The sequence below is a fragment of the Novosphingobium sp. genome, assembly GCF_040398825.1.
Taxonomy (GTDB): domain Bacteria; phylum Pseudomonadota; class Alphaproteobacteria; order Sphingomonadales; family Sphingomonadaceae; genus Novosphingobium.
Genome location: NZ_JBBATI010000049.1, coordinates 1 through 22,899 on the forward strand (window position 1 = coordinate 1; position 22,899 = coordinate 22,899).

The 22,899-nt window shown below is 62.8% G+C and carries 21 protein-coding genes; 9 read left to right on the plus strand and 12 right to left on the minus strand.

The features are described 5' to 3' along the window. Positions 1 to 54: 54 nt before the first annotated feature. The 8 genes from ABWP89_RS17180 to ABWP89_RS17215 all read right to left on the minus strand — a co-directional run bounded on the left by ABWP89_RS17180 (position 55) and on the right by ABWP89_RS17215 (position 8,272). A complete protein-coding gene (locus ABWP89_RS17180; protein ID WP_353230867.1) occupies positions 55 to 1,899 on the minus strand; it encodes a hypothetical protein in 1,845 nt (614 codons plus the stop codon). 116 nt (positions 1,900 to 2,015) lie between these two features. Next, complete coding sequence (locus tag ABWP89_RS17185) at positions 2,016 to 3,641, minus strand: NAD(P)/FAD-dependent oxidoreductase (protein ID WP_353230868.1); 1,626 nt, start codon at positions 3,639 to 3,641, stop codon at positions 2,016 to 2,018. Between the two features lie 293 nt (positions 3,642 to 3,934). Next, complete coding sequence (locus ABWP89_RS17190) at positions 3,935 to 4,627, minus strand: PilZ domain-containing protein (protein WP_353230869.1); 693 nt, start codon at positions 4,625 to 4,627, stop codon at positions 3,935 to 3,937. A gap of 240 nt (positions 4,628 to 4,867) precedes the next feature. Beyond that, complete coding sequence (locus ABWP89_RS17195; protein WP_353230870.1) at positions 4,868 to 5,380, minus strand: TlpA family protein disulfide reductase; 513 nt, start codon at positions 5,378 to 5,380, stop codon at positions 4,868 to 4,870. Between the two features lie 63 nt (positions 5,381 to 5,443). Beyond that, the gene (locus tag ABWP89_RS17200; protein WP_353230871.1) at positions 5,444 to 5,956 is read right to left on the minus strand and encodes a GNAT family N-acetyltransferase; all 513 of its coding nucleotides are present in this window, start codon (positions 5,954 to 5,956) and stop codon (positions 5,444 to 5,446) included. An 83-nt stretch (positions 5,957 to 6,039) separates the two neighbouring features. Next, positions 6,040 to 6,492 carry a hypothetical protein gene (locus tag ABWP89_RS17205; protein WP_353230872.1) on the minus strand — a complete coding sequence of 151 codons (453 nt, stop codon included), beginning with the start codon at positions 6,490 to 6,492 and terminating at the stop codon, positions 6,040 to 6,042. 76 nt (positions 6,493 to 6,568) lie between these two features. Continuing rightward, positions 6,569 to 8,011: a metalloprotease TldD gene (tldD, locus tag ABWP89_RS17210; RefSeq protein ID WP_353230873.1), complete on the minus strand. Its 1,443-nt coding sequence runs from the start codon at positions 8,009 to 8,011 to the stop codon at positions 6,569 to 6,571. 36 nt (positions 8,012 to 8,047) lie between these two features. After that, the gene (locus ABWP89_RS17215) at positions 8,048 to 8,272 is read right to left on the minus strand and encodes a zinc-finger domain-containing protein (RefSeq protein ID WP_353230874.1); all 225 of its coding nucleotides are present in this window, start codon (positions 8,270 to 8,272) and stop codon (positions 8,048 to 8,050) included. A gap of 151 nt (positions 8,273 to 8,423) precedes the next feature. On the opposite strand from ABWP89_RS17215, the gene ABWP89_RS17220 reads away from it, so the two are divergent. After that, positions 8,424 to 9,395: an ABC transporter ATP-binding protein gene (locus tag ABWP89_RS17220; protein WP_353230875.1), complete on the plus strand. Its 972-nt coding sequence runs from the start codon at positions 8,424 to 8,426 to the stop codon at positions 9,393 to 9,395. Between the two features lie 342 nt (positions 9,396 to 9,737). After that, a complete protein-coding gene (nadB, locus tag ABWP89_RS17225; protein WP_353230876.1) occupies positions 9,738 to 11,384 on the plus strand; it encodes an L-aspartate oxidase in 1,647 nt (548 codons plus the stop codon). A 102-nt stretch (positions 11,385 to 11,486) separates the two neighbouring features. Here nadB and ABWP89_RS17230 read toward each other — a convergent pair whose 3' ends face one another. After that, positions 11,487 to 11,735 carry a GlsB/YeaQ/YmgE family stress response membrane protein gene (locus ABWP89_RS17230; RefSeq protein WP_353230877.1) on the minus strand — a complete coding sequence of 83 codons (249 nt, stop codon included), beginning with the start codon at positions 11,733 to 11,735 and terminating at the stop codon, positions 11,487 to 11,489. 751 nt (positions 11,736 to 12,486) lie between these two features. On the opposite strand from ABWP89_RS17230, the gene ABWP89_RS17235 reads away from it, so the two are divergent. The 3 genes from ABWP89_RS17235 (at position 12,487) to ABWP89_RS17245 (ending at position 16,124) form a co-directional block, all read left to right on the plus strand. Beyond that, positions 12,487 to 14,418 (plus strand): ribonucleoside-diphosphate reductase subunit alpha, encoded by a 1,932-nt coding sequence (locus tag ABWP89_RS17235; protein ID WP_502915322.1) that lies wholly within the window; start codon positions 12,487 to 12,489, stop codon positions 14,416 to 14,418. A 42-nt stretch (positions 14,419 to 14,460) separates the two neighbouring features. After that, complete coding sequence (locus ABWP89_RS17240) at positions 14,461 to 14,940, plus strand: PepSY domain-containing protein (protein ID WP_353230878.1); 480 nt, start codon at positions 14,461 to 14,463, stop codon at positions 14,938 to 14,940. A gap of 128 nt (positions 14,941 to 15,068) precedes the next feature. Continuing rightward, positions 15,069 to 16,124: a ribonucleotide-diphosphate reductase subunit beta gene (locus tag ABWP89_RS17245; RefSeq protein WP_353230879.1), complete on the plus strand. Its 1,056-nt coding sequence runs from the start codon at positions 15,069 to 15,071 to the stop codon at positions 16,122 to 16,124. Between the two features lie 89 nt (positions 16,125 to 16,213). Here the strand turns inward: ABWP89_RS17245 and glpX are convergent, their stop codons facing one another. Continuing rightward, positions 16,214 to 17,209 carry a class II fructose-bisphosphatase gene (glpX, locus tag ABWP89_RS17250; RefSeq protein ID WP_353230880.1) on the minus strand — a complete coding sequence of 332 codons (996 nt, stop codon included), beginning with the start codon at positions 17,207 to 17,209 and terminating at the stop codon, positions 16,214 to 16,216. Positions 17,210 to 17,281: 72 nt separating this feature from the next. Between glpX and ABWP89_RS17255 the strand changes: the two genes are divergently transcribed. Further along, complete coding sequence (locus tag ABWP89_RS17255; RefSeq protein WP_353230881.1) at positions 17,282 to 17,773, plus strand: hypothetical protein; 492 nt, start codon at positions 17,282 to 17,284, stop codon at positions 17,771 to 17,773. A 10-nt stretch (positions 17,774 to 17,783) separates the two neighbouring features. Here ABWP89_RS17255 and ABWP89_RS17260 read toward each other — a convergent pair whose 3' ends face one another. Beyond that, positions 17,784 to 19,100 (minus strand): homoserine dehydrogenase, encoded by a 1,317-nt coding sequence (locus ABWP89_RS17260; protein ID WP_353230882.1) that lies wholly within the window; start codon positions 19,098 to 19,100, stop codon positions 17,784 to 17,786. A 229-nt stretch (positions 19,101 to 19,329) separates the two neighbouring features. After that, a complete protein-coding gene (locus ABWP89_RS17265; protein ID WP_353230883.1) occupies positions 19,330 to 20,259 on the minus strand; it encodes a hypothetical protein in 930 nt (309 codons plus the stop codon). Between the two features lie 350 nt (positions 20,260 to 20,609). Between ABWP89_RS17265 and ABWP89_RS17270 the strand changes: the two genes are divergently transcribed. From ABWP89_RS17270 to ABWP89_RS17280, 3 genes are all read left to right on the plus strand, one after another. Next, the gene (locus ABWP89_RS17270) at positions 20,610 to 21,272 is read left to right on the plus strand and encodes an energy transducer TonB (RefSeq protein ID WP_353230884.1); all 663 of its coding nucleotides are present in this window, start codon (positions 20,610 to 20,612) and stop codon (positions 21,270 to 21,272) included. 100 nt (positions 21,273 to 21,372) lie between these two features. Further along, positions 21,373 to 22,143, plus strand: a complete 771-nt coding sequence (locus tag ABWP89_RS17275) for a MotA/TolQ/ExbB proton channel family protein (protein ID WP_353230885.1) — start codon at positions 21,373 to 21,375, stop codon at positions 22,141 to 22,143. A 114-nt stretch (positions 22,144 to 22,257) separates the two neighbouring features. After that, complete coding sequence (locus ABWP89_RS17280; RefSeq protein ID WP_353230886.1) at positions 22,258 to 22,785, plus strand: ExbD/TolR family protein; 528 nt, start codon at positions 22,258 to 22,260, stop codon at positions 22,783 to 22,785. Positions 22,786 to 22,899 lie beyond the last annotated feature (114 nt).

The following is a 22,899-nucleotide window of genomic DNA, read 5'->3' on the forward strand; positions in this document are numbered from 1 at the left end:
GTCGGGTGGGGAGGCGGGGCGGGCGGTATGAGTTCACGTCAGTGAACTTTGGTATCAGCCCTTCACCCGCCAGAACAGGATGTGGCTGCCGGGCGCCAGATCAACCCGTTCCAGCCAGGCCGGCGTCTGCCCGCGCAGCAGCTGCGCCATCAGGCCGTTGGGCGCATAGTGCACGTAATTGGCGGGTTCGGGGATGTCGGGGCACACCGCGATCAGCGTGGCATGGCGGCGCGCGATAATCGCATGCGCCTCATCCGGGCTGCCCAGAAATGCAGAGATCACATCGTGCATCCCCGCCGCGCCGCGATGGTGCCCGGTGGCGACCACACGCTGGTGGGTGCGCACCAGAATATCAGGGCCGATATCCAGCGGCAAAAACAGGTCGGTCGCCGGCAACCGGTCCAGCGCCTGCGCCGCCGCGCGATAACTGCACCGCGAAATCGTCGGCGTGATGCCGGTGGTGGGGGTCTGGTGGTGGGCCTGGCCGGGGATGGCCGCGACGATCTTGTTCCACGCCAGCACCGGCAACGGCGGCATCAGCATCACAAAAATCCCGATGTAGCCCAGCACGCGCCGCAGTGGCGGCACCGTGCGCAACCCGATGATACAGCGCAGCACGATCGCCCCGGTCGGGATCGCCGCCAGCCCGCAGGCTGTCGCCGATGCGCGCGCGACCATCGCCCCGATCAGCAGCGCGCCGGCCAGCACCAGCCCGTGATCGCGCCACCATGCGCGCTGTTGCGCATCATCGCTGCCCAGCCACAACAGCGCGACCGACACCAGCCCGACCAGCGGCACGCCCACGGTTTCGATCGCGATGCCCAGCGGCAGGTGCCAGAACGGCATCCCTTCGGACACGCCCTCGTACCAGTAGTGATAGACCACCGGGTCCAGCGCGACAAACGCGCCGCCCCGGCATTGTGGCGCCACCCCCAGATACAACGCGAGCGTCGCTGCGCTGGTGGCCACCAGCAGCCCCGCGGCAACCTGCCAGCGCGCTGGATTAAGCGTGATCAGCTGCGTGGTGCCCAGTGCCACCACGCCGAACAGCGCCAGGTGGATCGGTGAAATCTGATCGCAGTGCGTGGCCAGATCACCGATCCCGCGCGTGCCCAGAAAAATGGCAACACTGCCCAGTGCGAGCGCGACGCTGGCCGTGGCCAGCCCGGCAAACGACCGGGTTGGCGGTTCACCCAGAAACCCGCGCAGCGCCAGAACGCCCAGAAACACCGCCGTCATCGGCAGGCCTTCGATCGATATCGCCAGCAATGCGGCCAGCGCGACGCCGATCACCAGCCCCCCGCGCAGTGCATCGCGCGCGGCCAGGCCATTGAGCGCGGCCAGCGCCAGCACCACTTGCCAGCCGTGGTGGTCGATCCGCATCGGCGTCATCTGAAACAGCAATGGCCCGCCGATGGCGGTGACCAGGCAGACGATACCCACGGTTTCGGTGTCGAAAAATTTGGCTGTCAGCCGCCCGACCAGCATCAGCGTGGCCAGCAGTGTCAGCAGCGGCACCGCCACGATCGCCGCGGTTTCGGCCAGTGCCCCGCCCAGCAGCGGGCGCAGAACCAGGATCATTGCCGCCAGCGGCACATCGACCAGCCGCGACCAGTGCATCGGCACCCCGGCGGGGGCGGCAATGCGGTATTGGTGCAAATCAAACCAGCTCTGCCCGCCCAGCAGATCGCGCACTTCCATCAGGCGCAGCGCATCATCGGGATCGCCGAACCGGCCCACCGCGATCATCGGCGCATCGATCACCAGCAGCAGCAGCACCAGCACCAGCCACATGATCAGCACGCGTGACAGCCAGGCATGGCCCGTGGCGGCGCGCGGCTGATCGGCGGACACCGCGCGCCGGGCCATGGAGGAAACGGGAAGCGAGATGTCAGCCATCAGCCAAACTGCTCTTTTTGCGGTGTGCAGCACCCCGGCCGACGCGTGGCGTCATGGGGACGGGCACCCAGCCCCAGGGCCATGACTGGTCCCGGGGCAGGGTGGATTTGGCCCTGTCAGGCCGCCGCGCGGTCGCGCTTGGCGACGCGTTCGGGAACATCGCGAACCGAATCGAGCGCGGCCTGGCTGTCGGCGCTGATTTCGCGACGGCCGGGTGCCTCGGGCAGGGCCTTGGTATCGCCCTCATTGCCGGCCTCGTGGTATTCGGCGTCTTCGTTGACGCACCAGATGTCATAGACCCGGTCGCCGGCCATGATGTTTTCCACGGTCAGCATCGCGGTCATCATCGCATGGTCCTGGTTGTTATACCGGTGCATGCCGTTGCGGCCGACCATGTGCAGCGTGGGGTAGCTGGCTTCGAGTTCGGTGCGCATCGCGGCGACATTGGCGGCATATTCTTCGTCATAGACCGGATAGGCCTTTTCCTGACGCACCACCGTGCCGCCGATGACCTGTTCGGGCTGCACCAGCCCCAGAATGGCCATTTCGCGCGTGGCCAGTTCCACCAGCGCGTCGTCGCTGGAGGCCCACAGATCGTCGCCTTCAAAGCAGAAGTATTCCAGCCCGACACAGGCCACATCGGCATCGGGCACCATTTCGGGCGACCATGAACGGAAATTCTGGATGCGGCCAACGCGCACCTTGCTGTCGTGGATATAGATCCAGTTGTCGGGGAACAGATCGTCCGACCGGATTTTCAGCGCCACGGTCAAAAAGTCGCGATAGCGCAGCTTGCTGGCCTCCAGCGTGGTCTGCGGCAGTGGATGGATACGCGCGGCCAGTTCACGCATCGGCGCTGAACTGATCGCATGGGCGGCGCGGATCACGGTTTCCCCGCCATCGGCGCGCGTCGCGGTCATGCGCCAGCCGGTCTGCCCGTCGCCGGCCAGTTGTTTCAGGCCATGGCCCATCAGCACCAGGCCACCGGCGGCAACGATCTTGTCGCGCGCGGCATCCCACATCATGCCGGGCCCGAGGCGCGGATAGCGGAACGTTTCCAGCAGGGTTTTGGTCGCCATGCCGTTGTTGGGGCGCTTGTTCAGCCCCAGGCTGCGCTTCAGCCCGTCATAGACCGCCGCACCCAGCGACAGACCCTTGATGCGCTGTGCGGCCCAGTCGGCGCTCATTTCATCACAAGGCATGCCCCACACCTTTTCGGTGTAGGTCTTGAAAAAGATCGAATAGAGCTTTTTGCCGAACTGGTTGCTGGTCCAGTCTTCAAAACTGCGCACGTCCTTGATCGGGAACAGGCGCGACCAGACATAGCTTGCCATGCAGGCGGTCGAACGCAGGATGCCCAGGTTGCCCAGCGCTTCGAACGCGCGCAGCGGATAGGAATAGAATTTGCCTTCGTAATAGATCCGGCTCATCCGCGGGCGTTGAATGAAATCATCGGGCAGAATCTCGTTCCACAGATCGACCACTTGTTGCGATTTGGAAAAGAACCGGTGTCCGCCGATGTCGAAACGATAACCTTCGTGTTCGACCGTGCGGCTGATGCCGCCGACATAGTGCGGGTCTTTTTCGATGATCGCGACTTTATAGCCCTGACGCGACAGCAGGTATCCTGCGGTCAGCCCGGCCGGGCCTGCACCAATGATTGCCACATCGACGTTGTATTGCGCATCCGCAGCCGCCGTACCTGTATTCAACCCAGTCTGCGTTTCGATTTCGATAGCCATTGCCAGCCCCTTGCACGTGTCCGTTGCCTTGCCGACTGAGGTGAACGAAATTGGATAAGGGATGGTTAACGCCGCGCGCGGAATCGGCGAATTTTCATGCCTGGCACATCTGGGCAAATGGTTTTGGCGTGGGCTGCAATCGGTGCGTGGGCTTGCTTTTGCCGTGTCGGTGGTGTCGCGCTGGTTTGGCGCAAAGGGGATAAACCGGCGGTTAAAGCCAGCCTACGCATCAACCGCGTGCAACGAGCCATTTCGGCGGGAGGTCAAGAGGCGCGCCGCAGCGCGACCGGGCGTCAGCTGCCGCTGGCGGCGCGCGGGTCGGTGCTGTCGTGCTGTGCCGGCGCGATTGGCGCGGGCAGGCCGCTGCAGTGCCGGGCCAGTTCTTCCAGCTGGAAAATCTGTTCAAAGATCACGCCATAGCGGGGATGATCGCGCCAGCGCACTTTGGCATAGAGCGGCGGCAGCACCGCCGTTTCGATCTTTACCAGTTCGTGCAGCAACAGCCATTTTTCGCTGTCGATGGCGGCACCCTGCTGCGAAATGTTGTGGATGCTGACCGGGATCGCCTCTCCGCCTGAATGCAACACGCCATCCAACGCGATTCGCAGACGCACATGGCGGCGCCGACCCACGTCCTTTGCCTCGTTGATCAGGCGGTCGAGCGCGATCGGTTCGTTGAACGCCAGCCCGGCGTGATCATCGGCAACCCAAACGCAATGCGCGTGATGGCGGTCCCCATTGGCCAGTTCGACCGCCAGCTGCGTCTGTTCGGCCAGCGGTGCAAACAGCCTGACCTTCAGCCCGGTGGCCGATGCATCGCGGATCACACAGAACTGTTCGCGGCCATCGATCACCAGCTTTGCCACGCGCAACAACAGTGCAAACCGGGGTGCACCGCGCAGATCGGCGCCAGAACGCACCGGTCCGTCCGCATCGGGCAATCCCGACGCGCCCGGTTGTTCGGGGCCTTCGCTGTGCGTCGACACTGTCACCGCCCTTGTTCATCGCCAGCACCGATTCCGCCCCTGGCGGCCGGACATCGTGCTTGCGTAAGGGTGTATGTAGCGCAAGTATCCTTGCGATGGTGTTACCGCACCACCAACGCAATCGTTCGCGCTGCGAATTTTCAACGCAGGCGGGATCACTGGCCGATTGGCAATACGCTGGTGCGGCGCGGTGGGAGGCTCTTTCGAAACAGACCCCTGGCCACCGCCAACGCTTGCGAATCAGTGTTCGGCGATCAGGGTCTTGATCTGGTTTTCGTATTCCGCCGTGTTGGCCGCCACAAAGCCCTGATGGCGAAACCGCATTTTGCCTTTGCGATCAAACATCAGCGTCACCGGCAATTCATTCACTGCCCAGGCTTTGCCAATTGCGTTATCGCTGTCCCAGACCACCGGCAGCGTCGATTGCAATTTGCGCAGGAACGCCTCACCCGACGCGCGTTGGCGCTCTTCATCAACCGTGATCACCACCAGATCGGCCGGCCGGAATTTGCGCGAAAGCTGGGCCATGAACGGAAAGGCCTGCTTGCACGGGCCGCACCATGATGCCCAAAAATCGACATAGACCACTTTGCCGCGGTATTTCGCCAGATCCAGCCCGGCCGAATCCGCACGCGGATCGGCATGGGCAACGGTGGCCGAACAGCCCAGCAGCAGCGCCGCCAGGGCGGTCAGCGCGCTCCGCGCACGAATCGCGCCGATCGGGCGGGTGGCGCTGCGCTTACGGTCAGACAAAATTGGCACTCCCCGGTCGGCAACCATCGCCGCCATATAATGTTGCAGGATCACTGCGTCAGGTCAAAGCCGGACGGCCATCATGATTTCGGGATCGATGTGGTTGCCGACCTGAAACGTGATGTCGGCAATCTTGACCATGCCAAACCGGGCATAAAAGCGGTGCGCGTCGGGATTGTGCGCATAGACCGACAGTTGCAATTCATCCGCGCCCAATCCGCGCGCCTGTTCGATTGCCCAGATCATCAGCCGTGTGCCCAGCCCACGCCCCTGCACATCGGGGTCAGCGTACAGCTGCTTCACCTCGGCCGGGCGCTGTGCATCGCTGTGGCGGGGCATCGTGCTGACATGCGCGAATTTGCAGAACGCCGCGAGTGTCCCATCGGTTTCAATCACCGCCACGGTCATGTCCGGATCGGCCAGTTCCCGCGCAATTTTTTCGGGCACATGCGATTGCGCCAGAAACAGGTCGAGATCGGCCTCGGCATACAAGTCACCGAATTTGGCGACAAACGATCGGCGGCCGAGATCGACCAAGGCGTCGATATCATTTGTGGTGGCAAGGCGCAGGGTCATGACCCGTGCCTAAGCAAAATCGCCCGCGATTGCCAAGCCATGATTGCCGCGGCCGGAAAATGCCGCTGCAAGGCGGTTCCGGATTACCGGATCGGCTTGATCATCACCGGTACCGCCGGTGGCGCGGCAACCTTTGGCGCGCGGCCATAGGGCACGAATTTGTCCAGCCCGACAAACCCGCGCCAGAACCCGCTGGACCGGTCGTGCAACTGCACCGTGTCGATGCTGCACAGTTGCGAACTGGTCAGACGGGTGACCAGCACATCATCGCTGTCGAGCGATTCGGCGCCGACCCGCGGCCGCTGCACATAATAGGTGCTGCCGGATTCATAGACGATCGCGGTTTTGTCGATCACCTGCGACGATGTGATCATCGGCATGGTGATGCAATCCACCGGTTTGCCGGGAACGCGGTCCTTCAACATTTCGGCCAATTGCTGTTCCCCGGTCAGCCGGGGCCTGGCATCCGCGACACCGGCGATCACCGCGATTGTTCCTGCCAGCGCCAGAGCGAGCTTGTGTGTCGATCGCGTCATGGTGAAAGATCCTCTTGAAAACCCTGCCGCGAAATTTGCCATGCCAAACCTGAACGCTGGCTGACTTTGTCAGGCGTTAGCCAGTGCCGCCAACGGTCAGCCCTTCCAGCAGCAGCGTCGGCTGGCCAACGCCGGCAGGCACGCTCTGGCCACCTTTGCCGCACACCCCGATGCCTTCGTCGATCGCCATGTCATTGCCGATACCGCCCACCCGGGTCAGCGCGGTCGGGCCATCGCCGATCAGCGTCGCGCCCTTGATCGGGGCGCCGATCTTGCCGTTTTCCACGCGATAGGCCTCGGTACAGGTGAACACGAATTTGCCGCTGGTGATATCGACCTGCCCGCCGCCGAACGATGTGGCAAATATGCCGTTTTTCACGCGTGACAGCAATTCGGCCGGGTCGTCTGTTCCCGATCGCATAAAAGTGTTGGTCATGCGCGGCATCGGCGCATGGGCATAGCTTTCGCGGCGGCCGTTGCCGGTGGGTTCCACCCCCATCAGCCGGGCGTTCAGCCGGTCCTGCATATACCCTTTCAGGATGCCGTCCTCGATCAGCACGTTTTCCTGCGTCGGGGTGCCTTCGTCATCGATCGACAGCGATCCGCGCCGGCCGCCGCCGCGTTCGTTGCCCAGCGTGCCGTCATCGACCACGGTCACCCCCGGCGCCGCCACCCGCTGGCCGATTCGCCCGGAAAAGGCGCTGGTGCCCTTGCGGTTGAAATCACCCTCCAGCCCGTGGCCAACCGCTTCGTGCAACAGCACCCCGGGCCAGCCTGGCCCCACCAGCACGGTCATTTCACCCGCCGGCGCAGCCACCGCATCCAGGTTGACCAGCGCCTGCGCCAGCGCGCTGTCAATCGCGCGGTCCCACGTTTCAGGCAGGAACAGATCATCATACAGCCGGCGGCCACCGATGCCAAAGCTGCCGGTTTCGCGCCGGCCCTGGTGTTCCACCACGATGCCGACATTCAGCCGCACCAGCGGGCGGATATCATGCCCGACAAAGCCATCGGCGCGCACGATTTCGATCACCGACCAGCTGGCCGCCAGCGATGCGGAAACCTGCACCACGCGCGAATCGCGCGCACGCGCTGCGGCGTCGATCGTTTCCAGCAGGCGCACCTTGGTTTCGAACGGCACCGCATCCAGCGGAGAGGCATCGGTATAAAGGTGGCGGTTGCTGGTGCGCGGCGGCGGCGCGGCCCGCGCGCTGGCCGGATCGAGCAGTTTCAACGTCTCGCCCGCCCGCGCAATCGCCGCGGCAGAAATTTCGTTGGCATGGGCAAAGCCGGTCATTTCGCCCGACACCCCGCGCAGACCAAACCCGGAATCGCGCGAATAATCCGCAGTTTTCAGGCGCCCATCGTCAAAGCCAAAGCTTTCGCTGGCAATGAATTGCAGGAACAGTTCGCCATCATCGCAGCGGCCCAGCGCATCGGCGGTCAGCCGGCGGGCGTCATCCGGGGTCAGCAGGCCAGGACGGTACAGCAGCGAGCGGGGATCGGTCATGGTGGTCATCCGACCGTCTATAGGCCGCGATGCGCGCCGACGCTACTACCCTGCTGGTGTATCAGCCCGGCTATCGGCAGGCCCGCCAGTCAGCACAAAGCGGCGATCGCAGTACCCGCATTCGGCAAAGCCGCGTTCGTCGATTTCCAGCCACACGCGCGGATGGCCCAGCGCAGAGGGCGCAAACCCGCCGGTCGAACGAATGGCGCCGGCGCCATCGCACCAGACCCGGTGCGCGGTGGTATAGGTGGTTTCGGGTGCGTTGCTCATGGCCACGGCGGTTAGCAAAGGACATCCGCGGCGACAAGCCGGTGCGGCCCCCTTCGTAGCGCCCCGCCGTGGCCGTCGTCGGGTTGTCTTGCGCGGTCAACGCCCATCATGGCCCTTTACGGCGGCATCCCGGCACGGCAGGAGTGCGGGTATGGAAACGACACCGGCCATTCACATCCGCGACCTGGTCAAACGCTATGCCCCCGCCGGTAAAGACAGCGGCACCGGCAAACTGGCGCTGGGCGGCGTCAGTTTCGATGTGCCGCGCGGGCAGGTGTTCGGGCTGCTGGGGCCCAACGGTGCGGGCAAATCGACGCTGATCAACACCCTGGCCGGGCTGGTGACCAAGACCGAGGGCACGATCGCCATCTGGGGCCACGATATCGACCAGGACCGGCGCAATGCCAAAGCGTCGATCGGCATCGTGCCGCAAGAGGTGGTGTTCGATCCGTTTTTCACCCCGTTTGAAGTGCTGGAAATCCAGGCCGGGCTGTATGGCGTGCCAAAGGCGCGGCGGCGGTCGATGGAATTGCTCGACGCGGTGCATCTGGCGGACAAGGCGCATGCCTATGCCCGGTCTTTGTCGGGCGGGATGCGCCGGCGGCTGTTGATTGCCAAGGCGATGGTGCACAATCCACCGGTGCTGGTGCTGGACGAACCGACCGCCGGTGTCGATGTTGAATTGCGCCGGCAGCTGTGGGATCTGGTGCGGCGGCTGAATGGCGAAGGCGTTACCGTGGTGCTGACCACGCATTATCTGGAAGAGGCCGAAGAGCTGTGCGACCGGATCGCGATCATCAATCACGGCCGGCTGATCACCAACCAGCCGACTCGCGAACTGGTTAACATGGCGCGCGAAAAGGTCGTGGTGCTGACGCTGGACCGCGCGATTGATGCTGCGCCACAGCACGATCTGTTCCATCGCAGCGTGATGATCGGTGACCGCCAAATTGAAATATCTTATGACAAGGATATGACGAACGCCGGCCAGGTCATGGCGCTGGTGCAGCAGCTTGGCCTGGGTATCGTCGATGTGACCACGCGAGAGGCGGATCTGGAGGATGTGTTTGTGACGCTTACCAGCTCACGCGCGCCTTCCGACATCGCTGTGGACGCTGAATAAACCAATAGTTAAAGCATGCTAACTTTAGTTTTGTTCGGATTCAGGCGTATAGTGGGTGTTGACGCGCCAGCCACCCTTTCCCTTGCGCAGGATGGGCTTGTTGCACCACCGACATGCACCCAGGTAATGAGAACCAGTCCGGCGCACGGTTTTGCGCGACGGCTTGTGCCGGTTGAACAGGCATGACAACCGACCAATTAACATGAAATTTCACCCGCCGCACTTTGACCCGCCTTATGTAAAAACCCTTATCATTTCGTGGCTGCGAAGGCGACTAAATTTTTGTCAAGAGTTGCCACGCTGCCATGCCGTCGCCATGCCGGGGTCGACGGCGCAGCAGCGATGACAACACCACCCCGGGCTGACCAAAAGCGAGCAAATCCAGTGAACGAACATGACGTGCTGATTATCGGTTCGGGCGCGGCCGGGTTGACCGCCGCGCTGGTGCTGGCCGAACAGCTGAAGGTGCTGGTGCTGGCCAAAGGGCCGCTTGACGGCGGATCAACCGCGTGGGCGCAGGGCGGGATTGCCGCCGTATTGGATGAAGGCGACACGTTCGAAGACCATGTGCGCGACACGATGATCGCCGGCGCCGGGCTGAACCGGCGCGAAACGGTCGAATTCGTGATTGAACATGCCCCCCAGGCGATCAGCCGGCTGGCCAGCCTGGGTGTGCCCTTCAACGAGGAATCGGGCGCGCTCCACCTGACCCGCGAAGGCGGTCATTCGCACCGCCGGATTGTCCATGTTGATGATGCCACCGGCTATGCCGTGCAGGAAGCGCTGATCCGGGCGGCCCGCGCACACCCCAACATCACCCTGCGGCCCGAAATGGTCGCGGTCGATCTGGTAACCGACCGGCATCGCGATCGCGGCCATGAGGCGGGTGAAAAACCGCGATCAGGCCGTGGCGGGCAAGTGTGGGGCGTCTATGCGCTCGACGCGCAGACCGGCAAAGTCGAATGTTTTACCGGCCGTGCGACCATTCTGGCGACTGGCGGCGCCGGGCGGACCTATCTGTTCAGCACCGCGCCACGCGGCGCCACCGGCGATGGCATCGCCATGGCGTGGCGCGCCGGCGCACGCGTGTCGAACATGGAATTCATGCAGTTTCACCCGACCTGCCTGTACAACCTGGATGTCAAGAACCTGCTGATTACCGAGGCGGTGCGCGGCGAAGGCGGGCATCTGCTGCTGCCGACCAATGGCGAACGGTTCATGCTGCGGTTTGATCCGCGGGCGGAACTGGCTCCGCGCGATATTGTCGCGCGTGCGATCGACCATGAAATCAAACGGCTGGGTCTGGATTACGTCCATCTCGATATCAGCCACAAGGACCCGGAGTTTGTCCGCACGCATTTCCCCAACATCCACGAACGGCTGCTGGCGCTGGGTATCGACATGACCTGCCAGCCGATCCCGGTGGTACCCGCGCAGCATTACACCTGTGGTGGCGTGCTGATCGATCTGGCCGGACGCACCGATCTGCCCGGGCTCTATGCCATCGGTGAATGTTCGGAAAGCGGGCTGCACGGCGCCAACCGGCTGGCATCCAACAGCCTGCTGGAATGTTTCGTGTTTGGCGATGCCGCCGCGCGCGACATTCTGGCGCGGTGGGACCAGTTTGACGCAGCCCCGCCAGTGCGGCCGTGGGATGAAAGCCGCGTGGCCGATTCCGACGAAGAGGTGGTGATCAAACAGAACTGGACCGAATTGCGGCGGTTCATGTGGAACTATGTCGGCATCGTGCGCACCAACAAGCGGCTGGAACGCGCCGCCCACCGCATCAAGCTGCTGAAAAACGAAGTGAATGAATATTACGGCAATTTCCGCGTGACCGCCGATCTGATCGAACTGCGCAACCTGCTGCAAACCGCCGAACTGATCGTGAAAAGCGCCCGCGCCCGCCGGGAAAGCCGCGGCCTGCACTACAACCAGGATTACCCGGCGACGCACCCCGCCGCACGGGATACGGTTTTGGTTCCCTAGCGGAAACGCAAACCACCCGCCCCGTCTCCCCGCCCGACCACCAATGATACCATCATGCTGTGGTGGTCGGGCGGGGAGGCGGGGTGGGCAGTCTGCGTTCAATCATAAATGCCGGCCGATAAAGATCAGCAGCATCGCGCCCAGTACCGATGCGATGCAACCGGCGCGGCTGAATCCTTCGCTCCACGGGCGGCCCTCGCGCCAGCTGACCGCCAGCCCCGCCAGCAGTGATCCGCCGATTCCCAGCAGGATGGTCTGCCCCAGCGGCAGGTGCACTGCGCCGGGGTACAGAAACCGGGCCAGCAAACCGGTGATCAGCCCGCCCACGATCATCGACAGCAGATTGAACATGGCGCGGTGGTTTCCTTTGCAATGCCGGCGCGGTCGCGGCGGTGGTGGATAAGCCATCAGGTGGGTCTGGACAGCTGGCTTGTCCACAGGATCGTCCAAACCGCCAAATTTTATTTCAATCGCGTGAATCCGCGCTTGAACTGCTGCTCAATCCACGCGTCGCTGCACTGCACAATGGCTGTCATCACGATGAAACGAATCGTGCGTGCGACGAACCGAATCGGTCATGCGTTGTTTACCCTCTTGTGTCCCGCACGCGTTGCGGCACTATAGGTAGTGGTTGCTATGACCGGGAACCTCAAGACCTAGTTGCAAACGGCGCTGGCCCACAGGGCACCGCGAAACAGTGACGGCATCCATTGCCGGTGCTGTCGATCCCGTCTGCCACACGATCGGGGGCCGGCTGCACAACCAAATTGATTCACGGTTTGTTCTGAATGGCGCTATACTGGCGGCCTGTTCCGGCACAGCACGTGGGTCGGATCGCGGGATGGTGGCGGCATCGTTGCCATCCGGTGGTTGATGTGGGTTTCGGGGGATCAGGTTTTTTGCGGAACCGGGTTTCGGGTGGGGCGGGTCGGCGGGTCGTCGACCCACGAACAAGACGACAGCATGGCCTGGCCTTTGCCGTAACGGCAGGCCTGGTCTGGCACTATTCAAGGATTTGAGCGTGGATTTCAGAACGGGTGATGGCGCAGCGACAGACAACCACCAGGACCAGGGCTCTGCGCTCGATGGCGTGCTGGGGGATATGCTGTCGGCGATGGCGGGTGCCGGGACCGGTATGGAAAAGGCAGTCGGCATGACGGCGCAGGATCGGGGGAGCCAGGCTTTGGTCGCAGCACCATCGCGCGTGCATGAAGAGGATTCCAAGGCGGTGCATGCGCGCCGGTTTGATATTCGCACCGATGCTTCGCGCGATGCGCTGTTGACCGCGTTTGGCAAGAACACGCTGGACGATCGCTATCTGTTGCCGGGCGAAAGCTATCAGGATCTGTTCGCCCGCGTGGCTGCGGCCTATGCCGACGATGCCGGACACGCGCAGCGCCTGTACGATTACATCTCACGCCTGTGGTTCATGCCGGCCACCCCGGTGCTGTCGAATGGCGGCACGGGCCGGGGCCTGCCGATCTCGTGCTATCTCAATTCGGTTGAGGACAGCCTGGAAGGGATCGTTTCGACCTGGAACGAGAATGTCTGGCTGGCCGCACGCGGCGGGGGCATCGGCACCTATTGGGGCCATGTGCGCGGCATCGGCGAAAATGTCGGCCTGAATGGCAAGACCAGCGGGATCATTCCGTTTGTGCGGGTGATGGACAGCCTGACCCTGGCGATTTCGCAAGGGTCGCTGCGGCGCGGGTCAGCGGCATGCTATCTCGACGTGTCGCACCCGGAAATCGAAGAATTCCTGGAAATCCGCAAGCCCAGCGGCGATTTCAACCGCAAGGCGCTCAATCTGCACCATGGCGTGCTGTTGACCGATGACTTTATGGAAGCGGTGCGCGACGGGCGCGAATTCGAACTGAAAAGCCCCAAGGACGGCGCCGTCCGGGGCAAGGTCGATGCGCGCAGCCTGTTCCAGAAACTGGTCGAAGTGCGGCTCGCCACGGGCGAACCCTATATCGTGTTTTCCGACACGGTGAACCGCACCATGCCCAAACATCATCGTGATCTGGGTCTGAAAGTTTCGACATCGAACCTCTGTTCGGAAATCACGCTGCCGACCGGCCGCGACCATCTGGGCAACGATCGCACCGCGGTGTGCTGCCTGTCGTCGCTCAATCTTGAAACCTGGGACGAATGGCACGAAGACAAGCTGTTCATCGAAGACGTGCTGCGTTTCCTGGACAACGTGCTGCAGGATTTCATCGACCGCGCGCCCAGCGAAATGGCGCGTGCCAAATATTCCGCCGCGCGCGAACGCTCGGTCGGGATGGGGGTGATGGGTTTCCATTCGTTCCTGCAGAAAAAGTCGATCGGGTTCGAAAGCGCGATGGCCAAGGCGTGGAACTTCAAGATGTTCCGCCATGTTGCCGCGCGCGCTGATGAAGCATCGCTGCTGCTGGCGCAGGAACGCGGACCCTGCCCCGATGCCGCCGACATGGGCGTGATGCAGCGCTTTTCGTGCAAGATGGCGATTGCGCCGACTGCGTCGATTTCGATCATCTGCGGCGGCACGTCGGCCTGTATCGAACCGATCCCGGCGAACATCTATACCCACAAGACGCTGTCGGGCTCGTTCGTGGTGAAGAACCCCTATCTGGAAAAACTGCTGCAGGCCAAATCCAAGGATTCCACCAATGTGTGGAACACCATCCTGGAACACGCCGGTTCGGTGCAACACCTTGATTTCCTGAGCGCTGAGGAAAAGGCGGTGTACAAGACCAGCTTTGAAATCGACCAACGCTGGCTGCTGGAATTTGCTGGCGACCGCACCCCCTATATCGATCAGGCCCAGTCACTTAACCTGTATATCCCGGCCGATGTCGACAAATGGGATCTGCTGATGCTGCATTACCAGGCCTGGGAAAAGGGCATCAAATCGCTCTATTACCTGCGGTCGAAATCGGTGCAGCGCGCGGGTTTTGCCGGTGGAGTCGAAGCTGACAACACCGCCACCGCCCCGGTGATCGCGCTGCAGACGCAGCATACCGATTACGAAGAATGCCTCGCCTGTCAGTAATGGCGCCCAGGCCCCGCCCCGGCGTGTTGCCTGGGCGGGGCGGTGCCTGCGCGCTGTTTCCGTTCCAGCCTGCTGGATACCCATTCCCGGCCGTCAACGTATCCATCGCGGCCGGCCAAACATTGGCAACCCCGTTTCATGCGCAAATGGCACCGCTGGCTTTCGATCGTTTTCGCCGTGGTGCTGTTATGGATCGCCGTGACCGGCGTGCTCAGCCAGGTCGTGCCGTGGTTCGGCGGGGAAGAGGATCATGGCGACCATGCGACGGCGTCAGCGCCACCGTTTGCCTGCCCTGCGGATTATACCTGCCGGCCAAAGGCCAGGCCGGGTGGGGCCAAGGCGCTGGTCGGCCTGCTGCACCACCTCCATTCGGGGGAAAGCCTGGGTCCGGTGGGTGTGGCGATCGCCACCCTTTCGGGCTTCGCCATGATTTTCTTCAGTTTTTCAGGCCTGTGGATGTACCTTCAGATGTGGCGCAACCGCAAAAACCGCGCACTGTCGCCGCGCTGGTTCTGGAAATAGGCCGCCCGTCACGGCTTGCCACTGCCCCACCGGGCAGGACCGTTCCGCCGCTTTTGCGCCATTGGGTCGTTCACACAAACCCGGCGCCGTTGTAATTGCACTTTCGCATTCTCCCGGAGTTCCCCGTCATGCCCCTGCTCGAAGCCCGCAAGACCTACAAGCCGTTCGAATACCCCTGGGCCTATGAATTCTGGAAGCGCCAGCAGCAGGTCCACTGGATGCCCGAAGAAGTGCCGCTGGGCGAAGATTGCCGCGACTGGGCGCAGAACATCAGCGAACACGAACGCAACCTGCTTACGCAGATCTTTCGCTTTTTCACCCAGGCCGATGTCGAGGTGCAGGATTGCTATCACGACAAATATGGCCGCGTGTTCAAACCGACCGAAATCAAGATGATGCTGGCGGCGTTTTCCAACATGGAAACCGTGCACATCGCCGCCTATTCGCATCTGCTCGACACCATCGGCATGCCCGAATCCGAATATGGCATGTTCTTCGAATACGAAGAAATGAAGGCCAAGCATGACTACCTTCAGCAATTCGGGGTCGACACCGATGAAGACATTGCCCGCACGCTGGCGATGTTTGGTGGCTTTACCGAAGGGCTGCAGCTGTTCGCCTCGTTTGCCATGCTGATGAATTTCCCCCGCTTCAACAAGATGAAGGGGATGGGCCAGATCGTGACCTGGTCGGTCCGCGACGAAACGCTGCATTGCGAAGGCATCATCCGCCTGTTCCACGCGTTTGTGCAGGAACGCGGCTGCCTGACCAAGGCGGTGCGCGAAGACATCATCGATTGCTGCCAGAAAACTGTCCGGCTCGAAGACGCGTTCATCGATCTGGCGTTCGAACAGGGCCCGGTCCACGGCATGAGCGCCAAGGAAATCAAGCGCTACATCCGTTACATCGCCGATTGGCGGCTTGGCCAGCTCGGGTTCCAGCCGATCTACATGATCGAAGATCACCCGCTGCCCTGGCTCGCCCCGCTGCTGAACGGTGTCGAACACGCCAACTTCTTTGAAACCCGCGCCACCGAATATTCCAAAGGTGCCACTCGCGGCAGCTGGAACGACGTGTGGTCGTCGTTCGATGGCCGCCGCAAGGCACGCACCGCCGGCAACACCGACCTGGTTGAGGAAACCGCGCTCGACATGTTCGGCGTGGCGGGCATCGCCGCGGAATAACGCACGCCGCCGGCGCCCACCAAAAAAACCCGGCCTGCGGTGTCGCAGGCCGGGTTTTTTGTGCCATCGGCAGGCCCGGTATCGAACAATTACCCCTTGTGGCGGCGATGTTCGCCCTTCACCCAGCGCACGGTGCCCGAACTGGCGCGCATCACCACGCTCTCGGTGGTCAACATGCCGCTCTTGTGGTGCTTCACGCCGGCCAGCAGCGATCCGTCGGTGACCCCGCTGGCGGCAAAGATGCAATCGCCCTTGGCCAGGTCGATCAGGTCATATTGCTTGTTCAGATCGGTGATGCCCCACTTTTTGGCACGGCCGCGTTCGTCATCGTTGCGGAACACCAGCCGGGCCTTCATCTGCCCGCCGACACAGCGCAGTGCCGCGGCGGCCAGCACGCCTTCGGGGGCGCCGCCCTGGCCCATGTACATGTCGATGCCGGTTTCTTCGTTGGTGACTGCAATCACGCCAGCCACATCGCCATCGGGGATCAGCATGATGCCACAGCCCAGTGACCGCAGTTCGGCGATGATATCGGCATGGCGCGCACGGTCGAGCACGCAGACCGTGATCTCACCGGGTGCGACGCCCTTGGCATTGGCGACGGCGGTCACGTTTTCGGTGATCGACCGGTCAAGGTCGATGATCCCGTCGGGATAGCCGGGGCCGACCGCCAGCTTGTCCATATAGACATCGGGCGCGTTCAGCAGCCCGCCTTCTTCGGCCACGGCCAGCACCGCCAGCGCGTTTGGGCCGTTCTTGGCGGTAATCGTGGTGCCCTCCAGCGGGTCGACCGCGATGTCGATCTTCGGACCTTTGCCCGGTGCCAGCCCGACCTTTTCGCCGATGAACAGCATCGGTGCCTCGTCGCGTTCGCCTTCGCCGATGACGATGGTGCCGTCCATGTACAGTTCGTTCAGCGCGGCGCGCATTGCCTCTACCGCCGCGTGGTCGGCCGCCTTTTCATCACCGCGCCCGATCATCGCCGACGCGCCGATGGCCGCGGCCTCGGTCACGCGGACCATCTCCAGCACCAGTACACGGTCGAGAACATGGGACGGGGCGGGTTGTGCAATGGGTTGGGTCACTGTAATTCCCTGTGATGATGGGCGTGCAGACGTATGCATTGCCCTAGCCTGAGGAAGATGGTGTTGTCGAGAGTGGCTCTCGTTCTGGCGGTTGTGACCGCACTTGCCGTTACGGCGCCACCGGCGTTGGCGCAGGCGCCCGCGCGTGCGGCGTCTCCCGCGCAAATCCCGACCACCCCGTCTTTGCCCTTAACCGACGCCAATGACAGTTCGAAGGACGAACCCAACCTGGCCGAACGCCTGTTGGTATCCCCCCGCGAACCGCGCTGCGAAGACACCGGCGCGGTTGGCGGCATTACCGTGTGCGGCAAGAAAAAGGACAATTCAAAGGATCGCCTGCCGATACCCGACGAATTGAAATCGGCCACCGATATCCATGATGGCCTGCCACGCGGGCCCGATGTGATGAACAACCGGATTACCGGTCACAGCATCAGCCTCGGTTGCGGACTGGGCGGTTGCCCGCGCGCGCTGCTGCCCGATATCAATTTCCGCCTGCTGCCCCCGGCACCGGCCGGGTCCGATGCCGATCTGATTGCCCGGGGCGAGATTCGCGGAAATTGAGACGCGGGTCTTACTCTTCCAGCAGGTACATAACCAAAGGCGGCTCGGCCAGGCTGGGTGACCCATCCAGCAGGCGCAGCGCCTCGGCAATCGCGCTTTCGGGCCCGTGGTGCGTGACCAGCGATACCAGCGCGCGGTCCTCGCCGGCAACCTCGACGCGCCCTTTCTGGATCAGGCTTTCGATCGATACCCCGGCGTCACGCATCGCCGCGGCAATTTCTGCCAGCGTGCCCGGCCGGTCGGCGACGGCAAACCGCAGATAGGCCTTGCCGGTGCGCTGGCCGCTGTCGGCCGGGGCAGTCATCTCCAGCTCGGCCGCCGGGATCGAAAACGGCGCGCCGATGTCGCCGCGCGCAATGTCGATCAGATCGGCGACTACCGCGCTGGCGGTCGGGCCATCGCCCGCGCCCGCGCCCTGGAACAACAGCCGGCCGACATAATCGCCCTCGGCCACCACCGCATTGGTCGCGCCATCGACATGCGCCAGCGGATGATCGCGGTGCACCAGATGCGGATGCACGCGCTGAAACAGGCGGCGCTGGCCATCGGCGCCGGTGTCGATCTGCGCCATGCCGATCAGCCTGATGTAATAGCCCAGCGCATCGGCCTGCGCGATATCGGCGGCCAGCACGCGGCGGATTCCGGTCACCGCCACCGCGCCAAAATCCAGCGCGGTGCCGAACGCGATTGACGACAGGATCGACAATTTGTGCGCGGCATCGATGCCGTCGATGTCGAAACTGGGGTCGGATTCAGCAAAACCCTTGGCCTGCGCTTCGGCCAGGACGTCGGCAAAATCGCGGCCGGTGTCCTCCATCGTTGACAGGATGTAATTGCAGGTCCCGTTCAGGATGCCATAAACGCGGTGGATGGTATTGGCTGCCGCGCCCTCTTTCAGCCCCTTGATCACCGGGATGCCGCCCGCCACCGCGGCTTCGAACCGCAACGCGCAATGCGCCGCCTCTGCCCGCTTGGCGAGCTCCAGGCCATGGTGCGCGATCATTGCCTTGTTGGCGGTCACCAGCGCCTTGCCCGCTTCGAACGTGGTGCGCGCCAGCGCCAGCGCCGGTCCATCGGCGCCACCGACCAGTTCGACCACCACATCGACATCGCTGCGTTCACCCAGGATGACCATGTCGTCTTCCCAGGCATAGCGCGTGGCATCGAACCCGCGATTCTTGCCGCGGTTGCGCGCACTGATCGCGGTGATCACGATGGGCCGCCCGGCGCGGCGGGCGATCAGATCAGCATTGGCCTCGATCAGCCGCACCACACCGGCGCCCACGGTACCCAGACCTGCCAGCGCAATGCGCAAAGGTTCGCTCATGATTTTCTCTTTTGCGCCGATGATACCAAACTGCACTGATGTGCAGTCAGACCTCCCGCCCCGCCTCCCCACCCGACCACCACAGCATGATGGTATCATTGGTGGTCGGGTGGGGAGGCGGGGCGGGAGGTATGAGTCGCGCGCAGCGCGACCCTTCACAAAACCTTGAACGCCTTAATCGAACACGCAGGTCCGTGGGAACCGGTTTTTTACGGGATGGGCCAACCGATCAACCGCCGGCGTGGTTGCGGGTGCACGGCCCCAGCGCCTGGCGCACCATCACATAGTCTTCCACCGCAATCTGCTTGTCGGCATCGGTCGCCGAAATCGCCGCGCGGTCGGGGATGGCCGGTGGCAGCGAACAGGCCAGCCGGTACCAGGCCAGCGATTCGGGCTGTGGCGGGCTGGCGGCCTGGTCGACCAGTTCGGTAAAGCTGACGCCCCAGCGGGTCGGTTCACCCGGCCGGCGCACCACCGAAATCGACACCGGCTTGCCGCCGTCGGTGGCAAAGAAGAACTGTGTCTCGCCCTCACCGGTCAGATTGCCGGGCACGTGCACAGCCTCACGCAGGGCGACAATGCGCGGCGGCGCGTCGGGATTGACCAGCTCGGTCAGGATCGCGCGCAGGCGGGCCTCCAGCGCGGCGCTCCACGGCAGCATGGTGTCGGCCGCGGTCAATTGCAGCTCGCCCGGCTTGCCCGGCACGGCGCGGCCAAACAGCAGCACGGGGGTCTTGGCCAGCTTTGCCACCCTGCCATTGGCATCGACCGGTACATCGGCAAGGAACCGCAGCGATTCGCCCAATTCCGGCCCGACCAGCAGCGCGGCGGTGTCGGCTTCGATATAAAGGCGGGCAAAACCGGGTTGCAGGCCGGGCGAATCCACCGGTTTCAACCGGCTTTGACGGTGGACTACGGCCCTGACCACGATTGGGCTGGCAATCGCCAGATCGACCAGATCGGCATACGTGTGTCCGGCTGTGGCACCCTGTCCGGTGACCGCCGAATCGACCATTGCCGGGGCCGCACCAAACCCGGTCGGAGGCGCGAAATCCGGGGCATTTCGGGCAATTGCCCCTTGTGCCAGCGCAGCAAGCGCAAGCCCTGCGACCAGGCCGCAACGGTGCCATGCCAGGGGGTGAATTAGGGACTTTGGCATGATCAAATCCTGTGGGTTTTGCGGGCCTGGGGTGCCATGCAGCGGCCATGTCAACAAGGCAATTTAACGCGAATCGGGCGTGAACCGATAAAGCAATTGCGTGGCCATGGCTTCGACGTTATGGCTTCGTCCAGATCGGGCAAAATACAAAAAATGCTCGACACATGCCGCCGCCGGGTCACTTGTCCCCGATGTCGGTGGACCGGTTTGCCGGCAGGGTGGAATGTCATCGCTGGATTAGCCTAACGGGTGGGACGGTGATTCCACCTGAGGCTCTGTCTTGGTCCTTTTTTTGCGGGAAATCCCGTGTGCCAGGGTTTGGACGGAAGATCATGGAGTTAATGAGCTGAATGGCTTACGCTGACCAACAGATGAGCGGTAACAAGATCACCGCGCTCATCGTCGTTGCAATTCTTCATGTCGTCGTCGGCTACGCGCTGATTTCAGGACTCGCGTACTCGGCCTTCAAGAAGATCAAGGAGGTAGCCACCGCGGTCAAGATTGACCCGGACAAGCCGCCGCCACCACCGCCGCCGCCCCCGCCGAAGACGGATACTCCTCCGCCTCCGCCGATTGTGGCGCCGCCCCCACCCATACAGTTGAACTTCGCGCCGCCGCCGATTCAGACTGTGTCGACACCGCCGCCGCCAACTCCGGCGCCGCCGCCATTTGTCGCCACACCTGCGCCGCCAGCACCGCCACCGCCGCGTTTCACACCGAAAAGTGCGACGCCGAAGGGACGTGCTTCAGAATGGGCTTCGGACAACGATTACCCGACGCGTGCACTCCAGCTTGGGCAGGAAGGCGTTACCGGCTTCCACCTTTCGCTTGGCGCCGACGGGAAAGTCGCGAGCTGTGAAATCACCAGATCCAGCGGGAGCCCCGAACTGGACAAGACGACCTGCGACCTGATGCGGCGCCGTGCGCGCTTCAATCCGGCCACAGACGGTGATGGCAACCCGACCACGGGTGCCTATACAAGCTCGGTCCGCTGGCAGATTCCAAAGGACTGATCGCGCAGCGCGCGTTTCAATCCTGGCCCTGCCAGATCAAAAGTCCCGTTTTTTAGCCATTTGTCCTTTCTATTGAATTCTTGAAGAGGAATATTCGCACATGCTCATCCAGACGCTCGCAGCAGCCGCGGCCAGTGCGGCGCCACAGAACAAATTTGGTCTTGTGGAAGTCCTGTTTCCAGGCGGCAAGCCGAACATGATCCCGCTCACGACGTTTACGATCCTGGCCATCATGTCATTCGGTTCGTTCTTCATTCTGTTCACCAAGTACATGGAACAGAGCAAGGTGATCGGCCAGTTCCGTTCGGGCGTGCCCACGTTCTGGCGCGCTGCTTCGCTGAAAGAAGGCGTCGGCAAGCTGGAAAAGAACAGCGCATGGCGCCAGATCGTCGAAGACGGCATCCTGGCCGAAGACCAGACCACCAAGCTGGTTGACCAGACCGAAGCGCACGACTGGCTGCACGGTTCGCTGGCCCGTTCGGAAAATTCGATCAATGCGAAGCTCGCCGGCGGCCTGCCGTTCCTGGCAACCGTGGGTGCAACTTCGCCGTTCATCGGTCTGTTCGGTACCGTGGTCGGCATCTATGGCGCGCTGATCAACATCGGTCTTGCCGGTTCGGCGTCGATCGACAAGGTCGCAGGCCCGGTTGGTGAAGCGCTGATCATGACCGCACTTGGTCTGCTCGTCGCGGTTCCTGCCGTGCTCGCTTACAACTTCCTTCAGGCACGCAACAAGCGCATCGCTGAAATGCTGACCGGGTTCAGCACCGATGTGCTGGCCAACATCGCGTCGCATGGTGCGGTGAAGCCGGTTCTGCCGGCGGCCGCTGCGCCAAAGCCGGCTGCTCCTGCCGCTGCGCCCAAGAAGTAAGTACCAGAAAAGATCAGGGCCGGCCCGATCGGGTCGGCCCTGTCCGGACACACGCATGGGGTGACGGATCAAACCGGCACTTTCATGCGGGGCAAATCGGATAGGATTTAACCAATGGCAATGTCTGTAGGCGGCGGCGGCGAAGACCGCCCAATGTCGGACATCAATACCACGCCGCTCGTGGACGTGATGCTCGTGCTGCTGATCATCTTCCTCATTGCGGTGCCGGTGGCGATCCAGACCATCGAGAAACTCAAGGTTCCCATTCTCAAGTCCGAGGAAACCCAGGACAAGGTGGAAAACCTGCTGATCGCCGTGGTGTCGACCGATACGGCCGGGCGCAGCCCGAAACAGCCGGGCTATCAAGGCTCTTCACCCACCGGTGAATGCCGCATCTATGTCAACAACACCACTCCGGTCGACAACACTGAATTGTACAAGGCGGCATTCGATCGTCTTGATGCAATCGTGAAGCGCGAAGGTGGTGCGGCCAACATGGACCCGGAAAAGGTTCCTGAAGTGCACATTCGCGGCGACGTTCATGTGCCGTGGAAGTGCATTGCGGGTGCCATCTACAACGTGCAGATTGCGGGTTATCCCAAGGTCGGCTTCATCTCGACCCCGGTCGATCCCAACGGCTAGGCCATCCGGCCAGAAGACGTCAGGTTCGCATACCCGGTTTGTACAGGACTAAGGAGTACCACCCATGGCAATGAGCGGCGGCAAGGACGATGGTTCGCCGATGATGGAAATGAA

Coding starts and splice junctions, on each gene's coding strand:
- ABWP89_RS17185 (WP_353230868.1), bottom strand. CDS start 3,641: ATGGCTATCGAAATCGAAACGCAGACTGGGTTGAATACAGGTACGGCG.
- ABWP89_RS17205 (WP_353230872.1), bottom strand. CDS start 6,492: ATGACGCGATCGACACACAAGCTCGCTCTGGCGCTGGCAGGAACAATC.
- tldD (WP_353230873.1), bottom strand. CDS start 8,011: ATGACCACCATGACCGATCCCCGCTCGCTGCTGTACCGTCCTGGCCTG.
- ABWP89_RS17230 (WP_353230877.1), bottom strand. CDS start 11,735: ATGTTCAATCTGCTGTCGATGATCGTGGGCGGGCTGATCACCGGTTTG.
- ABWP89_RS17260 (WP_353230882.1), bottom strand. CDS start 19,100: ATGAGCGAACCTTTGCGCATTGCGCTGGCAGGTCTGGGTACCGTGGGC.
- ABWP89_RS17215 (WP_353230874.1), bottom strand. CDS start 8,272: ATGAGCAACGCACCCGAAACCACCTATACCACCGCGCACCGGGTCTGG.
- ABWP89_RS17235 (WP_502915322.1), top strand. CDS start 12,487: ATGCTGTCGGCGATGGCGGGTGCCGGGACCGGTATGGAAAAGGCAGTC.
- ABWP89_RS17280 (WP_353230886.1), top strand. CDS start 22,258: ATGGCAATGTCTGTAGGCGGCGGCGGCGAAGACCGCCCAATGTCGGAC.
- ABWP89_RS17270 (WP_353230884.1), top strand. CDS start 20,610: ATGGCTTACGCTGACCAACAGATGAGCGGTAACAAGATCACCGCGCTC.
- ABWP89_RS17220 (WP_353230875.1), top strand. CDS start 8,424: ATGGAAACGACACCGGCCATTCACATCCGCGACCTGGTCAAACGCTAT.
- ABWP89_RS17265 (WP_353230883.1), bottom strand. CDS start 20,259: ATGCCAAAGTCCCTAATTCACCCCCTGGCATGGCACCGTTGCGGCCTG.
- nadB (WP_353230876.1), top strand. CDS start 9,738: ATGACAACACCACCCCGGGCTGACCAAAAGCGAGCAAATCCAGTGAAC.
- ABWP89_RS17275 (WP_353230885.1), top strand. CDS start 21,373: ATGCTCATCCAGACGCTCGCAGCAGCCGCGGCCAGTGCGGCGCCACAG.
- ABWP89_RS17200 (WP_353230871.1), bottom strand. CDS start 5,956: ATGACCCTGCGCCTTGCCACCACAAATGATATCGACGCCTTGGTCGAT.
- ABWP89_RS17180 (WP_353230867.1), bottom strand. CDS start 1,899: ATGGCTGACATCTCGCTTCCCGTTTCCTCCATGGCCCGGCGCGCGGTG.
- ABWP89_RS17245 (WP_353230879.1), top strand. CDS start 15,069: ATGCCCCTGCTCGAAGCCCGCAAGACCTACAAGCCGTTCGAATACCCC.